Consider the following 23,394-nt stretch of genomic DNA (forward strand, 5'->3'; position numbering starts at 1 on the left):
GCCTGCCGGGCGGGCTCGGAACCGAGCCCGCCCGGCAGTGGAGGACAGGGCGCGACCCGGTCACTGGGCCGGTGTCTCCAGCAGGTTGCGCAGCCGCGTCGTGCGATCCTGGACGGGGGACTGGGTGACCGCGCGCTGGAGCGCCTGATCCACTCCGTGCACGACGGACAGATGCCGCTCCCCGCGGCTGAAGGCGGTGTACACCCAAGGGCGGCTGAGCCCCTGCGCGGCGTCGCCCGGCAGCACGACGACCACTGCGGGCCACCGCATCCCGGCCGCCTGATGGGCGCTGAGGGCCCAGCCATGGCGTACGGACGACTCCACCCGCTCCTGCGGCACGACAACCTCCGTGCCCTCGCAGTCCAGGTGCAGGCCCTCGGCGTCGGCCGAGACGACCACCCCGGGCACGGTCCTGCCGGGCGTCGGGACATGGACGACGCGGTCGCCCGGGTCGAAGCCGCCGAACCGCCCCGGGCCGGGGTTGAGCCGCTGCTTCAGCGCCGCGTTCAACACCCGGGTGCCCGCGGAGCCGCCGTGGCCGACGGTGATCACCTGCGTGTCGGCCGACGGTACGCCGATGGCGCGCGGCACGGAGTCGGCGACCAGCTGCACGGTGCGGTGCACCGCCTCGCCCGCGTCGCGCACGGGGACGATCACCACCTCCTTGCCGGGCGCCGCGACCTGGTTCAGCTCACCGATGCCGATGCCGGAGACCAACTCGCCGATCGGTCCCGGATCCGGCGTACGGGACACGATCTGCGGGCAGGCGCGGGCCGCGAGCACATCCGCGAACACTCGCCCCGCGCCTGCCGAGCCCAGCACGCCCGGGTCGCCGCTGAGCACCAGCCGGGTGCCGTCGGCCAGGGACTCCGCGAGGATCGCGGTGGTCTCGACGTCCAGCTGCGGGGCGTCCAGCACGACGAGCAGGTCGACGGCGATTGCCCCCTCCTCGTCCCGTCCGGGGCCCTCCGCGCCGGCGAGCAGCCCGGCGAGTGTGACGGCCGTCGAAGGATCGCCGGTCGCCTCGGCCAGTCGGCGCCTGCCGTCGACGCTGTGCACGGCGCCCAGGGCGCGCAGTCCGAGGCCGCGGGCCGCGGTGATCAGGGCGGCGGGTTCGGCCCTGGCCGCCTCACCGCCGGTGTGCGCCACGAGGCCATGGGCCGCGACCGCGCGGATCAGCTCAGCCGCCGACGGGGAGCCCGCGGCCGAGGCCGCCTCTGTCCAGTCAGCGTCCTTCTCGCAGGTATTGACCAGCCGGGCCAGACCGTCGGCGAGGCTCTCCTCGGCGAGTGCGTACCGGTCGAGACCGAGCAGCACCTGCACTGGTTCCCGCCCGGACGGGTCCTTGGCGCTTTGCCCGGCGTCCTCGCCGGGTTCTGCGGGGGCTTCCGACTCCTGGTCGTCCTGGCCTTCCTGGAAGACCAGGACGATGCCCTCGGCGACGGCGTGCTGAACGGCAGCATCGGGGTCGGTCACCGAGCGCTCGGCGAGCGCGGCACGTACCGCCGTCGCGTCGAGCGCCGTATGGCCCTGGAGCGCGGCCCGCTCCAGCAGCCAGCCGACCAGGGCCGCGGCCCGTCGCTCGTCGTCCGGACCGCACTCGGTACCCAGCAGGGCGCGGGCGAATCCGTCGGCCTGCTCGGGCCTGACTCCCGGCACGGCCAGCAACTGCCAGGGGTCCTCGCGCAGGGCATCGGCCGCCTGCGCACCGAGGGCCTCGGTCGCCGGACCCGCCAGCGCTCCGGGGGCTCCGCCCTCGGCCAGTACGGCGGCCACCGCGGCCACGGCTTCCGGCGAGGCATCCTGCCGGGCCGGGGCCGACTCGGGTGCGCGGGTGCGTACCGGCGCGGGCGTGGGGGCAGCCCGGCGGGGGGCGGCGGGTACGGGCGAGTCGAAGAACGCGGTGGCCGGCTTCTCACCGCTCTCCACGGCACGCACGGCCGCCAGCAGGTCGGCCGCCTGACCGCTCAGCTTCGCGCCGGCGGCGATGGGGCCTTCCTTCTCGGCCTTGCGCTTCTCGATCCGCTCCCGGAGTTCACGCTGGGCGGCCAGCTCGGCCTCGGCCTCGGAGAGCGGTGCGGTGTCGGCGGCCGCCCCGTCCATGTCGGCCGCGTCGTCGGCTGCGACTGTCCCGTCGGTGTCCGTCGTGCCGTCGGTGTCGGCGGCTGTTTCGGTCGGCTTGTCGGTCCTGGGGGAGTTCATGTCGCCTGTCCCGGTGGTTCCGGAGCCGTTGGCTTGCGTCTCCGCGGCGTCGGCGTCGGCCGTCGTCGATCCCTCGTCCGTCCCGTGACCCTCGTCCTGCGCGGACAAGGCGGGCACGGCGGTGGAGGGGTCCGCGACGACGCCGGTGTCGTCGGCGGCCGGGGGGCCGGGGGTTTCCCCCCGGGGAAGCGCAGTCACAGCGTGCTCCAGTCCTGGTCGGGATAGCGGTGCACGGGCGCCGACACATCGTCGAGCGCCTGGCAGATCTCGTCAGGAAGACTAAGCGCCTCCACTGACAATGCCTCCGTGAGCTGCTGCGCGTTGCGCGCACCGACGATCGGGGCCACCACCCCGGGCCGGTCCCGCACCCAGGCGAGAGCCACCTGGAGCGACGTCGTGGCCAGGCCGTCAGCCGCTGTCGCCACCGCGTCCACGATGCGGCTCGCGGGGTCGTCGAGATACGGCTCTACGAACGGAGCCAGCAGCTCCGAGGCGCCGCGTGAGTCCGCCGGAGTGCCCGTCCGGTACTTCCCGGTCAGGACCCCCCTGCCCAGTGGGGAGGAAGGCAGCAGCCCCACACCCAGATCGAGCGCGGCCGGCAGTACCTCGCGCTCCACGCCCCGCTGCAACAGCGAGTACTCCATCTGGGTGCTCGCCAGCCGGGTGCGCACCCCGGGCGAGGCGAGCTGCCAGGTCGCCGCCTTGGCCAGTTGCCAGCCGCAGAAGTTCGACACCCCCGCGTACCGGGCGCGGCCGGTGGACACCGCCAGGTCCACCGCCTGAAGGGTCTCCTCCAGCGGAGTAACCGGGTCGAAGGCGTGGACCTGCCACAGATCCACAAAATCCGTACCGAGCCGCTCCAGCGAGGCGTCCAGCGCGGCCAGCAGATGCCCGCGCGAGCCGTTGAAGCGGCGGTACGGGTCCGCCACGCCGCCCGCTTTCGTGGCGATGACCAGATCGTGCCGTGGCACCAGGCCCTCGGTGAGCCGGCCGAGCAGATACTCGGCCTCCCCACCGCCGTACACATCAGCAGTGTCGACCAGCGTGCCGCCCGCCTCCCAGAAGGCTTTCAGCTGTTCGGCAGCGTCGTGCTGGTCGGTGTCCCGGCCCCACGTGAGGGTGCCGAGCCCGATCCTGGACACTCGAAGGCCAGTGCGGCCGAGATGCCTCTGCTCCATGGGCGCTGAGATTACTGGCCAGAGCCCCACTCGGCGGAAGCCTGTGGACAACCCGGCACCACGTCGCCCCTGCCGGAACCCGTTGCCGCGCGCTAGAGTCCGGAGCTCAGGGACGTTACTGATCAGTAAGGGGAGCGGCTATGCGGCTCGGCATCAATCTCGGTTACTGGGGCGCGGGAATGGACGGCGACAACCTCGCCGTCGCCCAGGAGGCCGACCGGCTCGGTTACGACGTCTGCTGGGCGGCCGAGGCATACGGCTCCGACGCGCCGACCGTGCTCTCCTGGGTCGCCGCCCAGACCGAATCCATCGACGTCGGCTCCGCGATCATGCAGATCCCGGCCCGCCAGCCCGCGATGACGGCGATGACCGCCGCCACCCTCGACTCGCTCTCCGGCGGCCGCTTCCGGCTCGGCCTCGGCGTGTCGGGACCGCAGGTCTCCGAGGGCTGGTACGGCGTCAAGTTCGACAAGCCGCTGGCCCGCACCCGGGAGTACGTCGAGATCGTCCGCAAGGCGATGACCCGTGAGCGGCTGTCGTACGAGGGACAGCACTGGACGCTCCCGCTGCCGGACGGCCCGGGCAAGCCCATCAAGCTCACCGTCCACCCGCAGCGTGAGCACATCCCGCTCTACATCGCCGCGATCGGCCCGAAGAACCTGGAGCAGACCGGCGAGATCGCCGACGGCGCGCTGCTGATCCTCCCCTCCGCGGAGCACCTCGAGGACACCGCCGTGAAGTACCTGCGGGCGGGCCGCGAGAAGGCCGGCAGGACCATGGAGGGCTTCGACGTGTGCCCGACCCTGCCGCTCGCCGTCGGTGACGACGTCAACGGTCTCGCGGACATGTTCCGTCCGTACACCGCGCTGTACGTGGGTGGCATGGGCAGCCGCAAGCAGAACTTCTACAACCAGCTCGCGCAGCGCATGGGGTACGAGAAGGAGGCGGTCGAGATCCAGGACAAGTATCTGTCCGGCGACAAGAACGGTGCCGCTGCCGCTGTGCCGCACCAGCTCATCGACCAGACCACGCTGCTCGGTTCGGTCGAGCGGATCGCCGAGCGGATGCAGGCGTACGCCGCGGCGGGGGTCACGACGCTGACTCTGGCCCCGGCCGGGTTCACGCTCGATGAGCGGATCACGGCTCTGCGGGCCGGTACGGATGCGCTGGAGCGCTCCGGGCTCGCGTAAGCGCGGCGGTCCCAGGGCCCGGGATTCCTGGGGCTTCCTGGACGGTGCTACGGCCGTGGTGGGGGCTCGGGGGTCCTCCCCGCCACGGCCGTCACGCGGAACAACGTGTTCGGGGCCGTGCGGTTACGCCTGTGGGCGTGCGGTTCGGTGCGGGTCACCGGAGCGAGGGATCCGTCCCCGAACGCCGGACGGGCCGGGGATGTCGCCGGGCGGGCCGAGAGTCCTCCAAGCCCCTCGCAGCCCCGTCCGGCGTAGCCGAAGGGCGTTCCTGTTGCCCGGGTGGGCGTGTCGCATTTGACTGTCGATCGGCGGATGCCGGTACGGAGGTGGCAGTGATGCTCTCGCCAAGGAACCTGTTCCAGGAGATTCTCGACGAAGACGAGTCGTTCCGGCTGTTCTGTTCCATCGCGGCCAGCGGCGAGTCCCAGGGCGGCTGGGAGAACGGCCGTATCGCGGCCCTCGTGCCCGAGAGCCAGCGGGCCCTGGCCCCCAAGATCGCGCGGCACGGAGCCGACGAGGACAAGCACGGCCGGATCTTCAACTCATTGCTGAAGAAGCGCGGGCTGCAGCCGGTCGAGGTTCCGCAGGAGACCGACTACACGATGCTGCTGGAGAAGCACGGCATCGGCCTCGCCCATGAGCAGCTGGGGCGCGACGAGCCGCTCTCCGAGCGTGACATCATCACCTATCTCGCCCACAGCCGGGTCACCGAACAACGCGCCTCCGAGCAGATGGCGCTGCTGCGCAAGTACTTCGCCGACCACCCCGACCTCGGCCACGCGGTGAAGATGATCTCGAACGACGAGGACAATCACCTGGCGTACTGCCACGAGGAGTTGCTCCGCTTCGCCCGCCTCGGACATGGCCGTACGATCCAGCGCATCCTGCGCGCGTGCGCGCTCGCCGAGATCCGGGTGTACCGCGACGTCAGCCTCGCCGTGATGGACCACATGGGCCGCATCCTGCACTGGCCCCGGGCCAAGGCGGCGGTGCTGGCCGCCGGGATCCATGGGGCCTACGCGTACGAACGGCTCGTGGGGTGGCGGCGCATGGTGAGCCTGGAGTCGCCCGAGCGGCGCGACGCGCTGGGCGGTCCCGCGACGCAGGCGCCGGAGTTCGTCTGATCCGGGCGCCGTGCCGGGCCGTCCGTCAGAGCCAGCCGCGGCTCTTGAACAGCCGGTACAGGCCGAAGACCGCGGAGCCCATCAGCACGATCACCGCCGGATAGGCCCACACCCAGCCGAGCTCCGGCATGTGCTCGAAGTTCATGCCGTAGATCCCCGCCACCATGGTCGGTACGGCGGCCATCGCCGCCCAGGCCGAGATCTTGCGCATGTCGTCGTTCTGCCGCACACCCACTTGGGCCAGATGCGCCGAGAGGATGTCGGAGAGCAGCCGGTCCAGCCCGTCCACGGACTCGTTGGCGCGGGTCAGATGGTCGCTCACATCGCGGAAGAACGGCTGCGAGTGCTCGTGGACGAACGGCACGTCCGCGCTCGCCAGACGGGCCATGGGGGCGCTCAGCGGTCCTGCGGCACGGCGGAATTCCATGATCTGGCGCTTGAAGGTGTAGATGCGGGACGCGGTGTTCTTGGTGTCCCCGCTGCCGGTCGGCGCGAACACCTCGGTCTCCAGCTCCTCCAGGTCGACCTGGAGTTCGCCCGCCACCTCCATGTAGTGGTCGACGACGGCGTCGCTCATCGCGTACAGCACCGCGGTCGGCCCGTGCTTGAGCACCTCCGGCTCGGACTCCAGACGGCGGCGTACCGCGGCGAGCGGCGCACCCTCCCCGTGCCGGACCGTCACGACGAACGAATCGCCGATGAAGGCCATCAGCTCGTCGGTGGTGACCGTGTCGCTCAGGTGCTCGTACACCACCGGCTTGATGACCGCGAAGAGCGAGTCGTCGTACATCTCCAGCTTGGGCCGCTGGTGCGCACTCAGGGCGTCCTCCACGGCCAGCGGATGAAGTCCGAATTCGCTGCTGACGCGTTCGATCTCCCTCTCCGTCGGCTCGTACAGCCCGATCCAGAGAAACGCGTCCCCGGTGGCCCGTGCCTCCGCGAGGGCATCGGAGAGGTCGGCGGGGCCCTCGGCACGGCGCCCGTCCCGGTAGATGGCACAGTCCACAATCACGGCGCGCATTCTTCCCTGCTCCGGTCCCTGACGCACTTCATCGACGGCAGCGGCTTACGCTGGCCCGTATGCCCACCCTGATCCTCGTACGCCATGGACGCTCCACCGCCAACACGGCCGGGGTCCTCGCGGGACGCACCCCCGGTGTCGCGCTCGACGAGCGCGGCGCCGCACAGGCCGCGGCGCTGCCCCAACGGCTGGCCGAGCTGCCCCTCGCCGCTGCCGTCAGCAGCCCCCTGCAGCGCTGCCGGGAGACCCTGCGACCGCTGCTCGACGCCCGGCCGGACCTGGTGCTGCACACCGAGGAGCGGATCAGCGAGTGCGACTACGGCGACTGGTCGGGGCGCAAGCTGGCGGAACTCACCGACGAACCACTGATGAGTGTCGTGCAGCAGCATCCGTCGGCCGCGGCGTTCCCGGGCGGTGAGTCCCTGCGCGCCATGCAGGCGCGCGCCGTCGACGCCGTACGGGACTGGAACGCACGAATCGAGGCCGAGTACGGAGATGACGCCGCCTACGTGATGTGCTCGCACGGCGACATCATCAAGGCCCTCGTCGCCGATGCGCTCGGCATGCATCTCGACCTCTTCCAGCGGATCCATGCCGACCCCTGTTCGGTCACCGCGATCCGCTACACCAGGCTGCGGCCCTTCCTGCTGCGGCTCGGCGACACGGGTGACCTCGCCGCGCTGGCGCCGCGCGAGCATGCCGCCGGAACGGACCCGGAACGGTCCACGGCGGCGGACGCGGCGGTCGGGGGCGGCGCTGGGGCGCCGTGATCGCATTGCGCAGTAGGGTGGACGCGCCGTAGGCGCCATTCCCGGGGGAATCCCCCGGACCCCGACTGCCCCTTATCCGCCGTCAATTCTCAAGGGAGACAGGACGTGTCCCGTCAGGTGTTCCTCTACGACCCCCCGGACCGTTTCGTGGCCGGTACGGTCGGGTTGCCTGGACGTCGTACGTTCTTCCTGCAGGCCTCCTCAGGCGGACGTGTCACCAGCGTGGCCCTGGAGAAGACCCAGGTCGCCGCGCTCGCCGAGCGCATCGACGAACTGCTCGACGAGGTGGTGCGGCGGACCGGCGGAAACTCTCCGGTGCCTGTCGTGGCACCCATGGATGTCACCGACACCGCACCCCTCGACGTGCCCGTCGAGGAGGAGTTCAGGGTCGGCACGATGGCGCTCGCCTGGGACGGCGAGGAACAGCGCATGATCGTCGAGGCGCAGGCGCTGGTCGAGCTGGACGTGGACTCCGACGAGGATCTCGCGGAGGCCGAGGAGCGGCTGCTGCAGGACGAGGAGAACGGTCCGCCGATGCTCCGGGTCCGCCTCAGCGGCGCACAGGCCCGGGCTTTCGCCAAGCGCGCCCTGGACGTCGTCAACGCCGGGCGCCCGCCGTGCCCGCTGTGCAGCCTGCCGCTCGACCCGGAAGGACACGTATGCCCGCGCCAGAACGGGTACCGTCGCGGAGCCTGACCGGCACCGAGCTGGTCACCCTGCTCACCGAGGGCCGGCTCACCGTCCGCGGTCAGGTCCGTGGGGCGTCCAACGCGGTGCTCTACTGCACGGTCGCCCACGAGGGCGAAGAGGTGACATGCGCCTATAAGCCCGTGGCCGGGGAACAGCCCCTGTGGGACTTCCCCGACGGCACGCTCGCCCGGCGTGAGGTGGCCGCGTACGAGATCTCCGAGGCGACCGGGTGGGGGCTCATACCGCCCACCGTGCTGCGGGACGGGCCGTACGGCGAGGGCATGTGCCAGCTGTGGATCGAAGCGGCGCCGGAGAGCGACGAACCCTCAGAGGACGGTCAGCCCCCGCTCCTCGCCCTCGTCGAGGACGAGGAGCCCGAGGAGGGCTGGAAGGCCGTCGCCCGCGCCGAGGTCGGGGAGGGCGAGACTGCCCTGCTGGTCCACGCGGACGATCCGCGACTGCGGCGGATGGCCGTCCTCGATGCGGTGATCAACAACGGTGACCGCAAGGGCGGCCATCTGCTGCCCGCACCCGATGGCCGGCTCTACGGCATCGACCACGGCGTGACCTTCAACGCCGACGACAAGCTGCGCACCCTGCTGTGGGGATGGGCGGGGGAGCCGTTGACGGCCGAGGCCGTCGAGGTCGTGGACCGGCTGGCTGCGGAGCTGGCGCCGGGGACCGGGCTCGTCACCCGGCTGGGCGAGCTGATCACCGCGGTCGAGATCGAGGCGTTGCGGGGGCGCGTGGAGGGGCTGAGGGCGTCGGGGCGGCATCCGGAGCCGAGCGGTGAGTGGCCGTCGATCCCCTGGCCACCGGTATGACGAAGTCAAGCCACTCCAGCGATTGAGGAGCGGGGTAAGAGAGCTGAGCCTCCGTACCCCAGCAGACGAACCCACGCCGCGCAAGACCGCCTCTTCGGCCAAGATCCGGCATCCGGTTCGTATCCGGAACATGCATCCGGTTACGCTCGTGGCATGCATGCCTGGCCCGCTTCTGAGGTCCCCGCCCTGCCTGGCAAGGGCCGCGACCTTCGGATCCACGACACCGCGACCGGCGGACGGATCACTCTTGACCCCGGTCCCGTCGCCTGTATCTACGTCTGCGGCATCACGCCGTACGACGCGACCCACATGGGTCATGCGGCGACCTACAACGCGTTCGACCTCGTTCAGCGCGTGTGGCTCGACACCAAGCGGCAGGTTCACTATGTCCAGAACGTGACCGATGTGGACGACCCGTTGCTGGAGCGGGCCGTGCGCGACGGTCAGGACTGGACCGAGCTCGCCGAGCGCGAGACGGCCCTGTTCCGCGAGGACATGACTGCCCTGCGCATGCTCCCGCCGCAGCACTACATCGGTGCCGTGGAGGCGATACCGGGCATCGTTCCGCTCGTCGAACGGCTCCGGGACGCCGGCGCCGCCTACGAACTCGACGGGGACGTGTACTTCTCCGTCGAGACCGACCCGCACTTCGGCGGGGTCTCGAACCTCGACGCCGAGGCGATGCGGCTGCTCTCCGCCGAGCGCGGCGGCGACCCGGAGCGCCCCGGCAAGAAGAACCCGCTCGACCCGATGCTCTGGATGGCCGCCCGTGAGGGCGAGCCGAGCTGGGACGGGGCCTCGCTCGGCCTCGGCCGGCCCGGCTGGCACATCGAATGCGTCGCCATCGCTCTGGACCACCTCGGCATGGGCTTCGACATCCAGGGAGGGGGGTCCGACCTCGCCTTCCCGCACCACGAGATGGGTGCCTCGCACGCCCAGGTGCTGACCGGCGAGCACCCGTTCGCCCAGGCGTATGTGCACGCCGGAATGGTTGCCCTGGACGGCGAGAAGATGTCCAAGTCCAAGGGCAACCTGGTCTTCGTCTCGACGCTGCGCCGCGACGGCGTGGACCCGGCGGCGATCCGCCTCGCCCTGCTGTCGCACCACTACCGGTCCGACTGGGAGTGGACCGACCAGGTGCTCGCCGACGCGGTGGAGCGGCTCGGGCGATGGCGATCCGCCGTCTCCCGGCCCGACGGGCTGCCTGCCGAGGCCCTGGTCGAGGAGGTCCGCGAGGCCCTTTCCGACGACCTGGACGCACCGGCCGCCCTGGCCGCCGTTGACCGCTGGGCCGAGCGCCAGAACGCCGAGGGCGGTACGGACGAGGGCGCACCCGGCCTCGTCTCGCGCACCGCCGACGCGCTGCTGGGCGTCGCGCTGTAGTGCCGCGCGCGGGGACGCCCCGCTGATCTCCCTCCGATGAGCCGGCCTTGGACTTCTCGAACGAAGCTCAGGGCCGGTTCCGTTTTGTTCGTGCTCAAGTGCTCGAATTTGCGCCAGAACGCTCTATGCAATTATCAACGCGCATCAGAACGGCGGCAGTTGCAGCTTTGCCGGGGCCTGCTCCCCGTCTTCGCGGGGCCCGCCTGCCGCCCAGGCCGGAGCCGCCGAACCGGACACTGACCACGGGGACTGGGCCGCGGCGCGGTTCACCTGTTCCTGAACGGCCCGGGACAGCACAGGAGCGCCGGGCGGGTACGTCCCCGCCCGGCGCTCCACCGGTCCCCTCAATCCTCCGAGGAATCCTCCGACGAACCCTGTGGGCCGTCGTCGCCGTCGCTGTCCTCGTTTTCCTTGCCGGCCGGTGGTTGCCGATCCGGCCCGCTCGCGGGCGGCGAGCCGGGCGCCGTCTCGCCCCCGGTCTCCGGCCGGACCGGCTTCGGCGGACGGGTGCGGCCGCTGGAGGTGTCGCGCAGATACGAGGCGTCGCTGCTCTCCGTAGCGTGTCCGCCGGGCGCCTGGCCCGGACCGACGTCCCTGCGGCGCAGATAGCGCTCGAACTCCCGGGCGATGGCCTCGCCGCTCGCCTCGGGAAGCTCCGCGGTGTCCCGGGCCTCCTCCAGCGTCTGCACGTACTCCGCCACTTCGCTGTCCTCGGCGGCCAGTTGGTCGACGCCCAGCTGCCAGGCGCGCGCGTCCTCGGACAGTTCGCCCAGCGGGATGCGCAGTCCGAGGAGGTCCTCCAGGCGGTTCAGCAGCGCGAGGGTGGCCTTCGGGTTGGGCGGCTGCGACACGTAGTGCGGCACCGCCGCCCACAGGCTCACCGCGGGCACGCCCGCGTGCGTGCAGGCCTCCTGGAGGATGCCGACGATGCCTGTCGGACCCTCGTACCTGGTCTCCTCCAGGTCCATGGTCCGCGCCAGATCCGGGTCGGAGGTGACCCCGCTGACCGGCACCGGGCGGGTGTGTGGGGTGTCGCCGAGCAATGCGCCCAGGATCACCACCATCTCCACGCCCAGCTCATGGGCGAAGCCCAGGATCTCGTTGCAGAACGAGCGCCAGCGCATGGACGGCTCGATGCCTCGGACCAGGACGAGATCGCGGGGCTTTTCCCCGCCGATGCGGACCACGGAGAGCCGGGTGGTCGGCCAGGTGATCTTGCGTACCCCGCCGTCCAGCCAGACCGTCGGCCGGTTGACCTGGAAGTCGTAGTAGTCCTCGGCGTCCAGCGCCGCGAACACCTCGCCCTTCCACTCCCGGTCCAGGTGCGCGACCGCGGTGGAGGCGGCGTCACCTGCGTCGTTCCACCCCTCGAACGCGGCCACCATGACCGGGTCGATCAGCTCGGGAACTCCCTCGAGCTCGATCACCCAGGCCTCCTTCCGAAGTTCACTTGCGTACGCACCAACCTTACGGCTTCCGGCCACTCTCGCCGCAGCCCCTGTGCAGAGCTGGGTGAACCTGTGTCACGGGGGCGCATCGGCGGTCGAATCAGCATCATTCTCTGAATACATCCGAGCTGTGTCCCGTCAATTTCGACCCAACCCTGGACGTTGGGGCCTTCGTGACGCTATACATCGGATGACCAGAGCAGAGGTCCGATGTTATTCCCCTGGGGGCGCACATAAGCGAGACCGTCACGGATTTCGAGGTCCACGACATCCGTTTTCCGACCTCGGAACAACTGGACGGCTCGGACGCCATGAACCCCGACTACTCGGCTGCCTATGTCGTACTGAGTACCGCCCCCCTGCACAGCGCCGACGGCTCGGACCGTGACGACACCGGCATCGAAGGACATGGCTTCTGTTTCACCATCGGGTGCGGCAACGAGGTGATGGCCGCCGCCATCGAAGCGTTGCGCCCGTACGTGGTGGGGCGCCCGGTGCCCCGTACCGCGGCCGACCTCGCCGCACTGCACCGCGAGCTCACCCACGACTCCCAACTGCGCTGGCTCGGCCCCGAGAAGGGTGTGATGCACATGGCGGCCGGCGCGGTCCGCCCCGGCGAGGTGCTCGGCCTCGCCGGCACCGCGGCCAGCGGCAACACGGCATTGGGCGAGGCCCTGGCCGGAATGCGAAAGGCGGGTCGCGGCACGGCCTCGGTACGCGGAAGGGTCATGGCGCTACAGCGTCGACCGCAACCACTTCTCCACGCTCGCCACATGCACCGTCGCCCACGCCCGTGCGGCCTCCGCATCCCGGTCCCGCAGCGCCGACACGATCGCCCGGTGCTCAAGGAGCGTGCGGCTGACCGCGTCCTCCTGCGTCAGACCGCGCCAGACCCGCGCCCGTGTCGTCGGCCCCGACAGCCCGTCGAGCAACGAGCAGAGCACCGAATTCCCGGACGACTGCACGATGCCGCGGTGGAACTCCAGATCGCAGGCGACCAGCTCCTCCACCGAGGGCTGCGCGCCGAGGGCGTCCAACTGCGCACTCAGTACGTCCAGTTGGGCCTCGTTGATGCGGGTGGCTGCCATTGCCGTCGCGGCCGGTTCCAGAATCCGGCGGACCGCGAGGAATTCCAGCACCGTGTCATCGCGGTGGAAGTCCACCACGAAGCTCAGCGCCTCCAGCAGCAACTGCGGATCGAGGCTGGTCACATAGGTGCCGTCGCCCTGTCGCACATCGAGGATGCGGATCAGGGACAGGGCGCGCACCGCCTCCCGGAGCGAGTTGCGGGAGAGCCCCAGCTCCGCCGCGAGTTCGCTCTCCTTGGGGAGCCGGTCGCCGGGCCGTAGCGCACCCGAGACGATCATCCCCTTGATCTTCTCGATCGCCTCGTCGGTGACAGCCATGACGGTCCTCCTGGATCCGGACTGGAATCAGACATCCGATGTATCTCTTCATTATGCGGGTCGGAAGAGGCGGATGAACCAGGTCTGCCGCAGACTGTCCCGGTACGCGACCACCGCGCGGTCATCGGTCGCCCGGGGCCGGCCCCGGAGCGCGGACGGCGCCTCATGCCGTACCACCGGAGCGATGTCCTGTGCGAGCCGTTGCAGCGTCCCGGTCTGCTCGGGTCGGCTCAGCGCGAAGCCGTCCACACCGATCGACTGGAAGTCACGCCCGTACACCTCGTGCCGACAGAGGATTTTGTCCGCCGGACATACGGATGGGGCGGCTCCCCCCGAGGAAGCCGCCCATCCGCATGTGTACGACCCCGTCAGCTCCGGTCGCCGAGCATGGACTCGACATCGGCCCGGATCTGGTCCGTCGCCAGGCCACGGATCGTCAGAGTCGTCCGGCGGCGAAGCACATCGTCCGCCGTCTCGGCCCACTCGTGATCACGCGCGTAGGCGACCTGTGCCCAGATCTCCGGCGCGTCCGGGTGGATGCGCTCGGCCAGCGCCGGGTTCTCGTTCGCCAGGCGTGCGATGTCGAAGGAGAGCGAGCCGTAGTGCGTGGCGAGATGCCGGGCCGTGTCGGCGGCCATGCGCGGACCGGGCGTACCGCCGTCGACCAGCAGCCGGTGCGCCACCGCGTTCGGATTGGCGATGCCGGGCAGCGGGAGCTTCTTCGGCAGGCGCGAGATCGGCTCCATGTCCTCTGCGAGCGGGTGCCCGGGGAGCGCGGCCAGCTTGTTCATCACCGTACGGCCGATGTGGCGGAACGTCGTCCACTTGCCGCCCGCGACCGACAGCATCCCGCCGCGGCCCTCCGTCACGACCGTCTCGCGCTTGGCCTTGGACGTGTCGCCCGGGCCACCGGGCAGCACCCGCAGACCCGCGAAGGAGTAAGTGATCAGATCGCGCGACAGCTGCTGGTCCTTGATGGAGAACGCAGCCTCGTCCAGGATCTGTGCGGTGTCCTTCTCGTTGACCGCGACGTCCGCCGGATCGCCCTCGTACTCCTCGTCCGTCGTACCGAGCAGCAGCATGTCCTCCCACGGCAGGGCGAACGTGATGCGGTACTTGTCGATCGGGGTGGCCAGCGCGGCCTTCCAGGGACGGGTGCGCTTCAGCACCAGGTGCGCGCCCTTGGACAGACGTATCGAAGGCGCCGCGTTCGGGTCCTCCATCTTGCGCAGGTGGTCGACCCACGGGCCGGTGGCGTTCAGTACGAGGCGGGCGTCGACGCCGAACTCCGTGCCGTCCGTGCGGTCCGCCAGGTCGGCGCCCGTCACCCGCCCCTTGGTGAACCGCAGGCCGGTCACCGCCGCGTGGTTCAGGACGACCGCGCCCGCGTCCACGGCCGCGCGGACCGTCATCAGCGCCATCCGGGCATCGTTCATCTGGTCGTCGCCGTAGACCGCGACGGCCTTGAGATTGTCCGTACGCAGCTCCGGCACATCGCGCTGCGCCTTCGCCGGACTGATCACATGCCCGACTCCGTCACCGAACGCGGAGAGCGCCGAGTACGCGAATACACCGGCGCCGAGCTTGGCCGCGCCGTGCGGGCCGCCCTTGTAGACCGGCAGGTAGAAGGTGAGCGAATTGGCGAGGTGCGGGGCGACCTGACGGGACACCGCGCGCCGCTCGAAGTGGTTCTCCGCGACCAGCTTCACCGCGCCGGTCTGCAGGTAACGCAAACCGCCGTGGAGCAGCTTCGAGGATGCGGAGGAGGTGGCGCCGGCGAAGTCACCGGCGTCCACCAGGGCCACCCGCAGCCCGGACTGCGCGGCGTGCCAGGCGGTGGAGATGCCCAGGATGCCGCCGCCGATCACCAGGAGGTCGTACGCCGCGTTGGACAGCTGCTCCCGAGTCTCGGCACGGCTCGGAAGGGAGCCGGAGGCCGGGTGTGTCCCGAGTGCCGGGACGCTCTGCAGGGTGGTCATGGTGATTACTCCTCGACTGTGCTGTCTTCGATCCAGCCCATGGTCCGTTCCACGGCCTTGAGCCAGCTCTTGTACTCGCGGTCGCGGGTGTCCGCGGCCATGCGGGGTGTCCACTCGGCGGCCCGGCGCCAGTTGGCGCGCAGCGCGTCGGTGTCCGGCCAGAAGCCGACGGCGAGACCGGCGGCGTAGGCGGCGCCGAGGCAGGTCGTCTCGGCGACCATGGGCCGCACCACGGGTGCGTCAAGGAAGTCGGCGAGCGTCTGCATCAGCAGGTTGTTGGAGGTCATGCCGCCGTCGACCTTCAGGGCGGCGAGCTCGACACCGGAGTCCTTCGTCATGGCGTCGGTGATCTCGCGGGTCTGCCAGGCGGTGGCCTCCAGGACGGCACGGGCGATGTGCGCCTTGGTGACGTACCTGGTCAGACCGGCGATGACGCCGCGGGCGTCGGAGCGCCAGTACGGGGCGAACAGACCCGAGAAGGCGGGCACGAAGTACGCACCGCCGTTGTCCTCGACCGAGGAGGCCAGAGTCTCGATCTCGGCCGCGGACTTGATCAGGCCCATCTGGTCGCGCATCCACTGCACCAGCGAGCCGGTGACGGCGATGGAGCCTTCCAGGGCGTAGACCGGCTTCTGGTCGCCGATCCGGTAACCGACGGTCGTCAGCAGTCCGTTGTACGAGTTGACGGGCGTCTCACCGGTGTTCATCAGCATGAAGGTGCCGGTGCCGTACGTGGACTTGGCCTCGCCCTCGGAGAAACAGGTCTGGCCGAAGAGGGCCGCCTGCTGGTCACCGAGCGCGGAGGCGACCGGGACACCGTCCAGGACGCCGCCCTTGGCGGTGCCGTACACCTCGGCGGAGGAACGGATCTCGGGCAGCACGGCCGCCGGGATCTCCATGGACGCGAGGATCCTGCTGTCCCAGGCCATGGAGTGCAGGTTCATCAGGAGGGTGCGCGAGGCGTTCGTGACGTCGGTGACATGGACGCCGCCATCGGTGCCACCGGTCAGGTTCCAGATGACCCAGGAGTCCATGGTGCCGAAGAGGATGTCGCCGCGCTCGGCGCGCTCGCGCAGCCCCTCGACGTTGTCGAGCAGCCAGCGGACCTTGGGGCCCGCGAAGTACGAGGCGAGCGGCAGACCGGTCTCGCGGCGGAAGCGGTCCTGGCCCACGTTGCGGCCGAGCTCCTTGCAGAGCGCGTCGGTGCGGGTGTCCTGCCAGACAAGGGCGTTGTGGACGGGCTCACCGGTGTTCTTGTCCCAGAGCAGTGTGGTCTCGCGCTGGTTGGTGATGCCGATCGCCTTCACATCGGCGGCGGTGATGCCCGCCTTGACGATGGCTCCGGCGACGACCTCCTGGACGTTTTCCCAGATCTCGGCCGCGTTGTGCTCGACCCAGCCCGGCTTCGGGAAGATCTGCTCGTGCTCCTTCTGGTCGACGGAGACGATCCGGCCGTCCTTGTCGAAGACGATGCAGCGGCTGGAGGTGGTGCCTTGGTCGATGGCCGCGATGAACGGGCCGGTGGTGTGTGCGTCGGTCACGGTGTGCTCCCGGAAGTCTGTGTGGTCTTGAGGGCTACGGCTCTGTACGCCACGGCTCAGGCGAAGGCGACGTTGTAGAGCCCGCCCGCGATCGTGCCGCCGATGAGCGGTCCGACGACCGGGATCCATGCGTAGCCCCAGTCGGAACCGCCCTTGTTCGGCAGCGGCAGCAGCGCGTGCACGATACGCGGACCGAGGTCGCGAACCGGGTTGATTGCGTAACCCGTCGGCCCGCCGAGCGAGAGACCGATACCGACGACGACCAGAGCGGTGACCAGAGCGCCGAGCGTGCCCAGGCCGTTGCCGTCGTTATTGAGGCCCTGGGTGAGGATCGCCAGGACGAGCACGACGGTGGCGATGACCTCGGTGGCGAGGTTCTGCACGGCATTGCGGATCTCGGGGCCGGTGGAGAAGATGCCCAGCACCGGGCCCGCCTTCGGGGCCGCGGCCTGGTCGACCATGGCCTCTTCACCCGGTCGGCCGCCCAGGATCTCCGGATCGGTGAGATGCGCCCGGAACTGCCCGTAGTACGTCAGCCAGACCAGCACCGCGCCGATCATCGCGCCGAGCAGCTGGGAGCCGAGGTACAGCGGTACGTCGCTCCACTCGGTGCCGCCCTTGATCGCGAGACCGATCGTGACTGCGGGATTGAGATGCGCGCCGGAAACGCCACCGGCCAGATAAGCGCCGGTCAGCACGGCGAAACCCCACCCGAAGGTGATGGCGAGCCAGCCGGCGTTCTGTGCCTTGGAGCGTTTCAGAGTGACGGCTGCACAGACACCGCCGCCGAGCAGGATGAGTACGGCGGTACCTATGGTCTCGCCGATGAAGATGTCGGAGCTGGACACCCGCGACTCCTTTGTCCTTCGTCCAGGGAAGCCGAACCCCGGGTCCCTCCGGTGGTCCGCGCCCACATGGGAGGGCGTTTTCCGGCCCTTGGCGCTGTCACACCCTAACGCCTATTTCCGTTAGGCGTTCGACAATGCCGACCGCTGAACGGCAGTGTTTCCCCCAGGTGAAGAGGGCGTCAAGGGTTGTGTGGCCTATAACTCGATCGTTACCGACAGCCCGCCGCGACGGGCCGCCGGTGACGACCGCCCGCCACGGCGGTCAGAAGCGCCGAGCGCCCAGATCCCTGGAGACCGCGCGGGCGCAGTCCCGCACTGCGGCGATCAGCTCGGGGCGCAGCTCCCCGTCAGCGCAGACCCGCTCCACCGCGCCCGTCACGGCCACCGCGCCGACCGGCATCCGCCGTCGGTCGTGGATCGGGGCGGCCACCGCGGCCACGCCCTCCCAGGTCTCCTCCACGTCCGCCGCCCAGCCGCGGGCCCGGATCAGGTCGAGCATCGCCTCGAACTCCTCCGGGTCGGTGACGGTGTGCGGCGTGAAGGACTGCCGCTCGGCCTCCAGGGCCTCGGTGTGTGCCACCGGGTCGTACGCCGACAGCACCTTGCCCAGGGCCGTGGAGTGCAGTGGCTGCATCGCCCCGACCTCCAGGACCTGCCGGCTGTCGTCGGGCCTGAAGACGTGGTGGACGATGAGGACACCCTGCTGGTGCAGTACCCCCAGATGGGCGCTCTCGCCACTGGAGCGGGCCAGGTCGTCCGTCCAGACGAGCGCGCGTGCCCGCAGCTCGTGGACGTCCAGATAGCTGTTGCCCAGACGCAGCAGCTCGGCGCCCAGCTGGTAGCGGCCGGACGCCGTGTCCTGCTCGACGAAGCCCTCGTGCTGGAGCGTGCGCAGGATGCCGTGTGCGGTGCCCTTGGCCAGGCCCAGCGAAGAGGCGATGTCCGACAGCCCCAGTCGGCGCTCGCCGCCTGCCAGCAGGCGCAGCATCGCCGCCGCCCGCTCCAGTGACTGGATGTTTTTGGCCATCGCGCCGTACTCCTCCACCTCGGTTCGACAATGCTGAACACTATCGGCCGATGCCGACCCGTGCTCGAGCGCGCAGGAAATCTGCGGCACCCCTCCGATTCGGACATCCCCCCGCACAGCATGCCGTCCGTTCCGTGGGACGGAGTGACGGCCCCGGGCGCCGCCCGGCTACGCTGGCCTGGTGCGCCTTCCACCGAAGACGCAAAGCCGACAGCCGTCGCATCCCAGGGAGCACATCCATGGCCTCGTCGCCGACCCCTTCCGCCGACAGCCGGAACCGAGCCGAAGCCCTCCGCGAGGCGCTCGCCACCCGGGTGGTGGTGGCAGACGGTGCCATGGGCACCATGCTCCAGGCACAGGACCCGACCCTCGAGGACTTCCAGAACCTCGAAGGCTGCAACGAGATCCTGAACGTTACGCGCCCCGACATCGTGCGCTCCGTGCATCAGGAGTACTTCGCCGTCGGCGTGGACTGCGTCGAGACGAACACCTTCGGGGCCAATGCCTCGGCCCTGGGCGAGTACGACATCCCCGGCCGGATCCACGAGCTCTCCGAGTCCGGCGCGCGCATCGCCCGCGAGGTCGCCGACGAATTCACGGCGTCCACCGGACAGCAGCGCTGGGTGCTCGGCTCCATGGGCCCGGGTACGAAGCTGCCGACGCTGGGGCACGCTCCCTACACCGTGCTGCGCGACGGCTTCCAGCAGAACGCCGAGGGGCTGATCGCCGGCGGCGCCGACGCACTCATCATCGAGACGACGCAGGACCTCCTCCAGACCAAGGCCGCCGTGCTCGGCGCGCGCCGCGCCCTGGAGGCGATGGGCACCGACCTCCTGCTGCTGTGCTCGCTGGCATTCGAGACCACCGGCACCATGCTGCTCGGCTCCGAGATCGGAGCCGCGTTGACCGCGCTGGAACCGCTCGGCGTCGACATGATCGGCCTGAACTGCTCGACCGGCCCCGCGGAGATGAGCGAGCACCTGCGCTACCTCACGCGCCACTCCCGTATCCCGCTGCTCTGCATGCCGAACGCCGGACTGCCGGTCCTGACCAAGGACGGGGCACACTTCCCCCTCAGTCCCGAGGGGCTCGCAGACGCCCAGGAGACGTTCGTCAAGGAGTACGGCCTCTCGCTGGTCGGAGGCTGCTGCGGTACGACCCCGGAGCACCTGCGGCAGCTCGTCGACCGGGTCCGCGGCTCCGCTCTCACCACCCGCGAGCCCCGTCCCGAGCCCGGCGCCGCCTCCCTCTACCAGACCGTCCCATTCCGTCAGGACACCTCGTACCTCGCGATCGGTGAGCGTACGAACGCCAACGGATCCAAGAAGTTCCGCGAGGCCATGCTGGAGGGCTGCTGGGACGACTGCGTGGAGATGGCCCGCGACCAGATCCGCGAGGGCGCCCACATGCTCGACCTCTGCGTCGACTACGTGGGCCGCGACGGTGTGGCGGACATGGAGGAGCTGGCCGGCCGCTTCGCCACCGCCTCCACCCTCCCGATCGTGCTCGACTCCACCGAACTGCCCGTCCTGCGGGCCGGTCTGGAGAAGCTCGGCGGCCGTGCCGTCCTCAACTCCGTCAACTACGAGGACGGCGACGGACCCGAGTCCCGCTTCGCCAAGGTCACGGCGCTGGCCGCCGAGCACGGCGCCGCGCTGATCGCCCTGACCATCGACGAGGAGGGCCAGGCCCGTACGGTCGAACACAAGGTCGCCGTCGCCGAGCGGCTCATCGAGGACCTGACCGGCAACTGGGGCATCAAGGAGTCGGACATCCTGGTCGACACCCTGACGTTCACCATCTGCACCGGTCAGGAGGAGTCCCGGGGCGACGGCATCGCCACCATCGGGGCCATCCGTGAACTGAAGAAGCGTCACCCCGACGTACAGACCACGCTCGGTCTGTCCAACATCTCCTTCGGACTCAACCCGGCCGCCCGCGTCGTCCTGAACTCCGTCTTCCTCGACGAGTGCGTCAAGGCCGGTCTCGACTCCGCGATCGTGCACGCCTCCAAGATCCTGCCGATCGCGCGCCTCGACGAGGAGCAGGTCAAGGTCGCGCTCGACCTCATCTACGACCGACGCGCCGAGGGCTACGACCCCCTCCAGAAGCTCATGGAGCTCTTCGAGGGCGTCAACATGAAGTCCATGAAGGCGGGCAAGGCCGAAGAACTCCTCGCCCTGCCGCTCGACGAGCGCCTCCAGCGCCGCATCATCGACGGCGAGAAGAACGGCCTGGAGACCGACCTCGACGAGGCCCTCCGGACCCGCCCGGCCCTCGACATCGTCAACGACACCCTCCTGGAGGGCATGAAGGTCGTCGGCGAGCTCTTCGGCTCCGGTCAGATGCAGCTGCCGTTCGTGCTCCAGTCCGCCGAGGTCATGAAGGCCGCGGTGGCCTACCTGGAGCCGCACATGGAGAAGTCCGATGCCGAGGGCAAGGGCACCATCGTGCTCGCCACCGTGCGCGGCGACGTCCACGACATCGGCAAGAACCTCGTTGACATCATCCTGTCCAACAACGGCTTCAACGTCGTGAACCTCGGCATCAAGCAGCCCGTCTCCGCGATCCTGGAGGCGGCCGAGGAGCACCGCGCCGACGTCATCGGCATGTCCGGTCTCCTGGTGAAGTCCACCGTGATCATGAAGGAGAACCTGGAAGAGCTGAACCAGCGCAAGCTGGCTGCCGACTACCCGGTGATCCTCGGCGGCGCAGCGCTCACCCGCGCCTACGTCGAGCAGGATCTCCACGAGCTCTACGAGGGCGAGGTCCGCTACGCCCGCGACGCGTTCGAGGGGCTGCGCCTGATGGACGCGTTGATCGCGGTCAAGCGCGGCGTCCCCGGTGCCGCCCTCCCCGAACTCAAGCAGCGCCGCGTCCCCAAGCGGGACACGGCGGTCCTGGAGGTCGACGAGCCCGAGGAGGGCGTCCGCTCCGACGTCGCCGTCGACAACCCGGTCCCCACCCCGCCGTTCTGGGGCACCCGGGTCGTCAAGGGCATCCAGCTCAAGGAGTACGCGTCCTGGCTGGACGAGGGCGCGCTCTTCAAGGGCCAGTGGGGCCTCAAGCAGGCCCGCGCCGGCGACGGACCGACGTACGAGGAACTGGTCGAGACCGAGGGCCGCCCGCGCCTGCGCGGCTGGCTCGACAAGCTCCACACCGAGAACCTGTTGGAAGCCGCCGTCGTCTACGGCTACTTCCCGTGCGTCTCCAAGGGCGACGACCTGATCCTGCTCCACGAGGACGGCTCCGAGCGCACCCGCTTCACCTTCCCGCGCCAGCGCCGCGGCCGCCGCCTCTGCCTCGCGGACTTCTTCCGCCCCGAGGAGTCCGGCGAGCGGGACGTGGTAGGCCTCCAGGTCGTGACCGTCGGCTCGAAGATCGGCGGTGAGACCGCCAAGCTGTTCGAGGCCAATTCCTACCGCGACTACCTGGAGCTGCACGGCCTGTCCGTACAGCTGGCCGAGGCCCTCGCCGAGTACTGGCACGCCCGGGTCCGCTCAGAGCTCGGTTTCGGCGGCGAGGACCCGGCCGATGTCGAGGACATGTTCGCGCTGAAGTACCGCGGCGCGCGCTTCTCCCTCGGCTACGGCGCCTGCCCCGACCTGGAGGACCGGTCGAAGATCGCCGAGCTGCTCCAGCCCGATCGGATCGGTGTGCAGCTCTCGGAGGAGTTCCAGCTGCACCCGGAGCAGTCCACCGACGCGATCGTCATCCATCATCCGGAGGCGAAGTATTTCAACGCGCGGTAAGACGGCGTTCGACGCGCGGTAGCGGGACAAGTCGTACACTGGTCGGTCCAGTGCAGGCCGGTCGTCCTTCCCACGGGAAATGGCGGCCGGCCTTCTCGTCCCTTACGGAAGGTGTGCCGGATGACCAGCACGGTTCCCGCGTCCATGACCCGCACGGCCGAAGGCGCCGCGCTGCAGGCCGTCCTGCTCGACATGGACGGCACCCTCGTCGATACCGAGGGCTTCTGGTGGGACGCAGAGGTGGAGGTCTTCGCCGAGCTCGGGCACCAGCTCGACGAGGCCTGGCGGGACGTGGTGGTCGGCGGGCCGATGACCCGCAGCGCCGGCTACCTCATGGATGTCACCGGCGCGGACATCACCCTCGCCGAACTCACCGTGCTGCTCAATGACCGCTTCGAGCGGCGCATCGGCCGCGGTGTGCCGCTGATGCCGGGCGCGGCACGGCTGCTGGCCGAACTGGCCCGGCACGAGATGCCCACAGCCCTGGTCTCCGCCTCGCACCGGCGGATCATCGACCGGGTGCTGGACTCGGTGGGCCACCACCACTTCTCCCTCACCGTCGCGGGCGACGAGGTCTCCCGGACGAAGCCGCACCCGGAGCCCTATCTCACCGCCGCGTCCGGCTTCGGGGCGGAACCCGAGCGCTGCGCGGTCATCGAGGACACCGCGACCGGTGTCGCGGCCGCGGAGGCGGCGGGCTGCCGGGTGGTCGCCGTACCGTCCGTCGCGCCGATCGCCCCCGCGTCCGGCCGAGTGGTCGTGGGTTCGCTCGAAGAAGTCGATCTCGCGTTTCTCCGGGGCTTGGTCAAAGGAATGCAGTGATCCGCACATCGAGAGTGTTTTGTGAATAAACAGAAAAACTCTCGGCGTCGGATGGTGCTTTTTCTGTCGCACACAGGTGTGTGTAAGTCGGGCGCACGCAAAGCAAAGAAAGGCGCTCGGGCGTGAGATTTGTCACCGGAATCGCGTTCGAACGCTATTCAAGATCCCCTGCGGCGTCCGTCTTGGGCT

At 70.0% G+C, this 23,394-nt stretch carries 18 protein-coding genes and 1 pseudogene; 9 read left to right on the top strand and 10 right to left on the bottom strand.

Annotation, left to right across the window (positions count from 1 at the left end):
• Window positions 1-60: 60 nt before the first annotated feature.
• Window positions 61-2,400 carry an ATP-dependent DNA helicase gene (locus tag ACZ3IC_RS22810; protein ID WP_467418606.1) on the bottom strand — a complete coding sequence of 780 codons (2,340 nt, stop codon included), beginning with the start codon at window positions 2,398-2,400 and terminating at the stop codon, window positions 61-63.
• Window positions 2,397-3,380, bottom strand: a complete 984-nt coding sequence (locus ACZ3IC_RS22815; RefSeq protein WP_467418608.1) for an aldo/keto reductase — start codon at window positions 3,378-3,380, stop codon at window positions 2,397-2,399. The genes ACZ3IC_RS22810 and ACZ3IC_RS22815 overlap by 4 nt, the downstream gene beginning before the upstream one ends.
• A 140-nt stretch (window positions 3,381-3,520) precedes the next feature.
• Here ACZ3IC_RS22815 and ACZ3IC_RS22820 point away from each other — a divergent pair, with 140 nt between their 5' ends.
• Together ACZ3IC_RS22820 and ACZ3IC_RS22825 are read left to right on the top strand one after the other, a co-directional pair.
• Entirely contained in the window at window positions 3,521-4,570 is a 1,050-nt protein-coding gene (locus ACZ3IC_RS22820; protein WP_467418610.1) for an LLM class F420-dependent oxidoreductase, read from the top strand.
• 335 nt (window positions 4,571-4,905) lie between these two features.
• Window positions 4,906-5,694: a ferritin-like domain-containing protein gene (locus ACZ3IC_RS22825; protein WP_467418612.1), complete on the top strand. Its 789-nt coding sequence runs from the start codon at window positions 4,906-4,908 to the stop codon at window positions 5,692-5,694.
• 25 nt (window positions 5,695-5,719) lie between these two features.
• Here the strand turns inward: ACZ3IC_RS22825 and corA are convergent, their stop codons facing one another.
• A complete protein-coding gene (gene corA, locus ACZ3IC_RS22830) occupies window positions 5,720-6,715 on the bottom strand; it encodes a magnesium/cobalt transporter CorA (RefSeq protein ID WP_467418614.1) in 996 nt (331 codons plus the stop codon).
• Window positions 6,716-6,774: 59 nt separating this feature from the next.
• On the opposite strand from corA, the gene ACZ3IC_RS22835 reads away from it, so the two are divergent.
• From ACZ3IC_RS22835 to mshC, 4 genes are all read left to right on the top strand, one after another.
• Window positions 6,775-7,485, top strand: a complete 711-nt coding sequence (locus ACZ3IC_RS22835; RefSeq protein WP_467418615.1) for a histidine phosphatase family protein — start codon at window positions 6,775-6,777, stop codon at window positions 7,483-7,485.
• Window positions 7,486-7,590: 105 nt separating this feature from the next.
• Entirely contained in the window at window positions 7,591-8,181 is a 591-nt protein-coding gene (locus tag ACZ3IC_RS22840) for a DUF3090 domain-containing protein (RefSeq protein ID WP_467418617.1), read from the top strand.
• Window positions 8,145-8,999 carry an SCO1664 family protein gene (locus ACZ3IC_RS22845; RefSeq protein ID WP_467418619.1) on the top strand — a complete coding sequence of 285 codons (855 nt, stop codon included), beginning with the start codon at window positions 8,145-8,147 and terminating at the stop codon, window positions 8,997-8,999. The genes ACZ3IC_RS22840 and ACZ3IC_RS22845 overlap by 37 nt, the downstream gene beginning before the upstream one ends.
• A gap of 153 nt (window positions 9,000-9,152) precedes the next feature.
• A complete protein-coding gene (gene mshC, locus ACZ3IC_RS22850) occupies window positions 9,153-10,382 on the top strand; it encodes a cysteine--1-D-myo-inosityl 2-amino-2-deoxy-alpha-D-glucopyranoside ligase (RefSeq protein WP_467418621.1) in 1,230 nt (409 codons plus the stop codon).
• Window positions 10,383-10,726: 344 nt separating this feature from the next.
• Here mshC and ACZ3IC_RS22855 read toward each other — a convergent pair whose 3' ends face one another.
• Entirely contained in the window at window positions 10,727-11,809 is a 1,083-nt protein-coding gene (locus tag ACZ3IC_RS22855) for a PAC2 family protein (RefSeq protein WP_467418622.1), read from the bottom strand.
• Between the two features lie 254 nt (window positions 11,810-12,063).
• On the opposite strand from ACZ3IC_RS22855, the pseudogene ACZ3IC_RS22860 reads away from it, so the two are divergent.
• Window positions 12,064-12,438: pseudogene (locus tag ACZ3IC_RS22860) on the top strand (fuconate dehydratase); the annotation flags it as partial.
• Between the two features lie 126 nt (window positions 12,439-12,564).
• Here ACZ3IC_RS22860 and ACZ3IC_RS22865 read toward each other — a convergent pair.
• The 6 genes from ACZ3IC_RS22865 to ACZ3IC_RS22890 form a co-directional block, all read right to left on the bottom strand.
• Window positions 12,565-13,236, bottom strand: coding sequence for a FadR/GntR family transcriptional regulator (locus ACZ3IC_RS22865; RefSeq protein WP_467418624.1), 672 nt, complete (start codon window positions 13,234-13,236; stop codon window positions 12,565-12,567).
• 51 nt (window positions 13,237-13,287) lie between these two features.
• Window positions 13,288-13,515 carry a hypothetical protein gene (locus tag ACZ3IC_RS22870; protein ID WP_467418626.1) on the bottom strand — a complete coding sequence of 76 codons (228 nt, stop codon included), beginning with the start codon at window positions 13,513-13,515 and terminating at the stop codon, window positions 13,288-13,290.
• An 89-nt stretch (window positions 13,516-13,604) separates the two neighbouring features.
• The gene (locus tag ACZ3IC_RS22875) at window positions 13,605-15,215 is read right to left on the bottom strand and encodes a glycerol-3-phosphate dehydrogenase/oxidase (protein WP_467418628.1); all 1,611 of its coding nucleotides are present in this window, start codon (window positions 15,213-15,215) and stop codon (window positions 13,605-13,607) included.
• A 5-nt stretch (window positions 15,216-15,220) separates the two neighbouring features.
• On the bottom strand, window positions 15,221-16,756 hold the full coding sequence (glpK, locus tag ACZ3IC_RS22880) for a glycerol kinase GlpK (protein WP_467418629.1): 1,536 nt from the start codon (window positions 16,754-16,756) through the stop codon (window positions 15,221-15,223).
• Between the two features lie 56 nt (window positions 16,757-16,812).
• Complete coding sequence (locus ACZ3IC_RS22885; protein ID WP_467418630.1) at window positions 16,813-17,604, bottom strand: MIP/aquaporin family protein; 792 nt, start codon at window positions 17,602-17,604, stop codon at window positions 16,813-16,815.
• 262 nt (window positions 17,605-17,866) lie between these two features.
• The gene (locus ACZ3IC_RS22890; RefSeq protein WP_467418631.1) at window positions 17,867-18,631 is read right to left on the bottom strand and encodes an IclR family transcriptional regulator; all 765 of its coding nucleotides are present in this window, start codon (window positions 18,629-18,631) and stop codon (window positions 17,867-17,869) included.
• A gap of 239 nt (window positions 18,632-18,870) precedes the next feature.
• Between ACZ3IC_RS22890 and metH the strand changes: the two genes are divergently transcribed.
• Window positions 18,871-22,383 (top strand): methionine synthase, encoded by a 3,513-nt coding sequence (metH, locus tag ACZ3IC_RS22895; RefSeq protein WP_467418632.1) that lies wholly within the window; start codon window positions 18,871-18,873, stop codon window positions 22,381-22,383.
• Window positions 22,384-22,503: 120 nt separating this feature from the next.
• On the top strand, window positions 22,504-23,205 hold the full coding sequence (locus ACZ3IC_RS22900) for an HAD family hydrolase (protein ID WP_467418633.1): 702 nt from the start codon (window positions 22,504-22,506) through the stop codon (window positions 23,203-23,205).
• The last annotated feature ends 189 nt before the right edge of the window (window positions 23,206-23,394 follow it).

Source organism: Streptomyces sp. NPDC002958 (genome assembly GCF_055563255.1).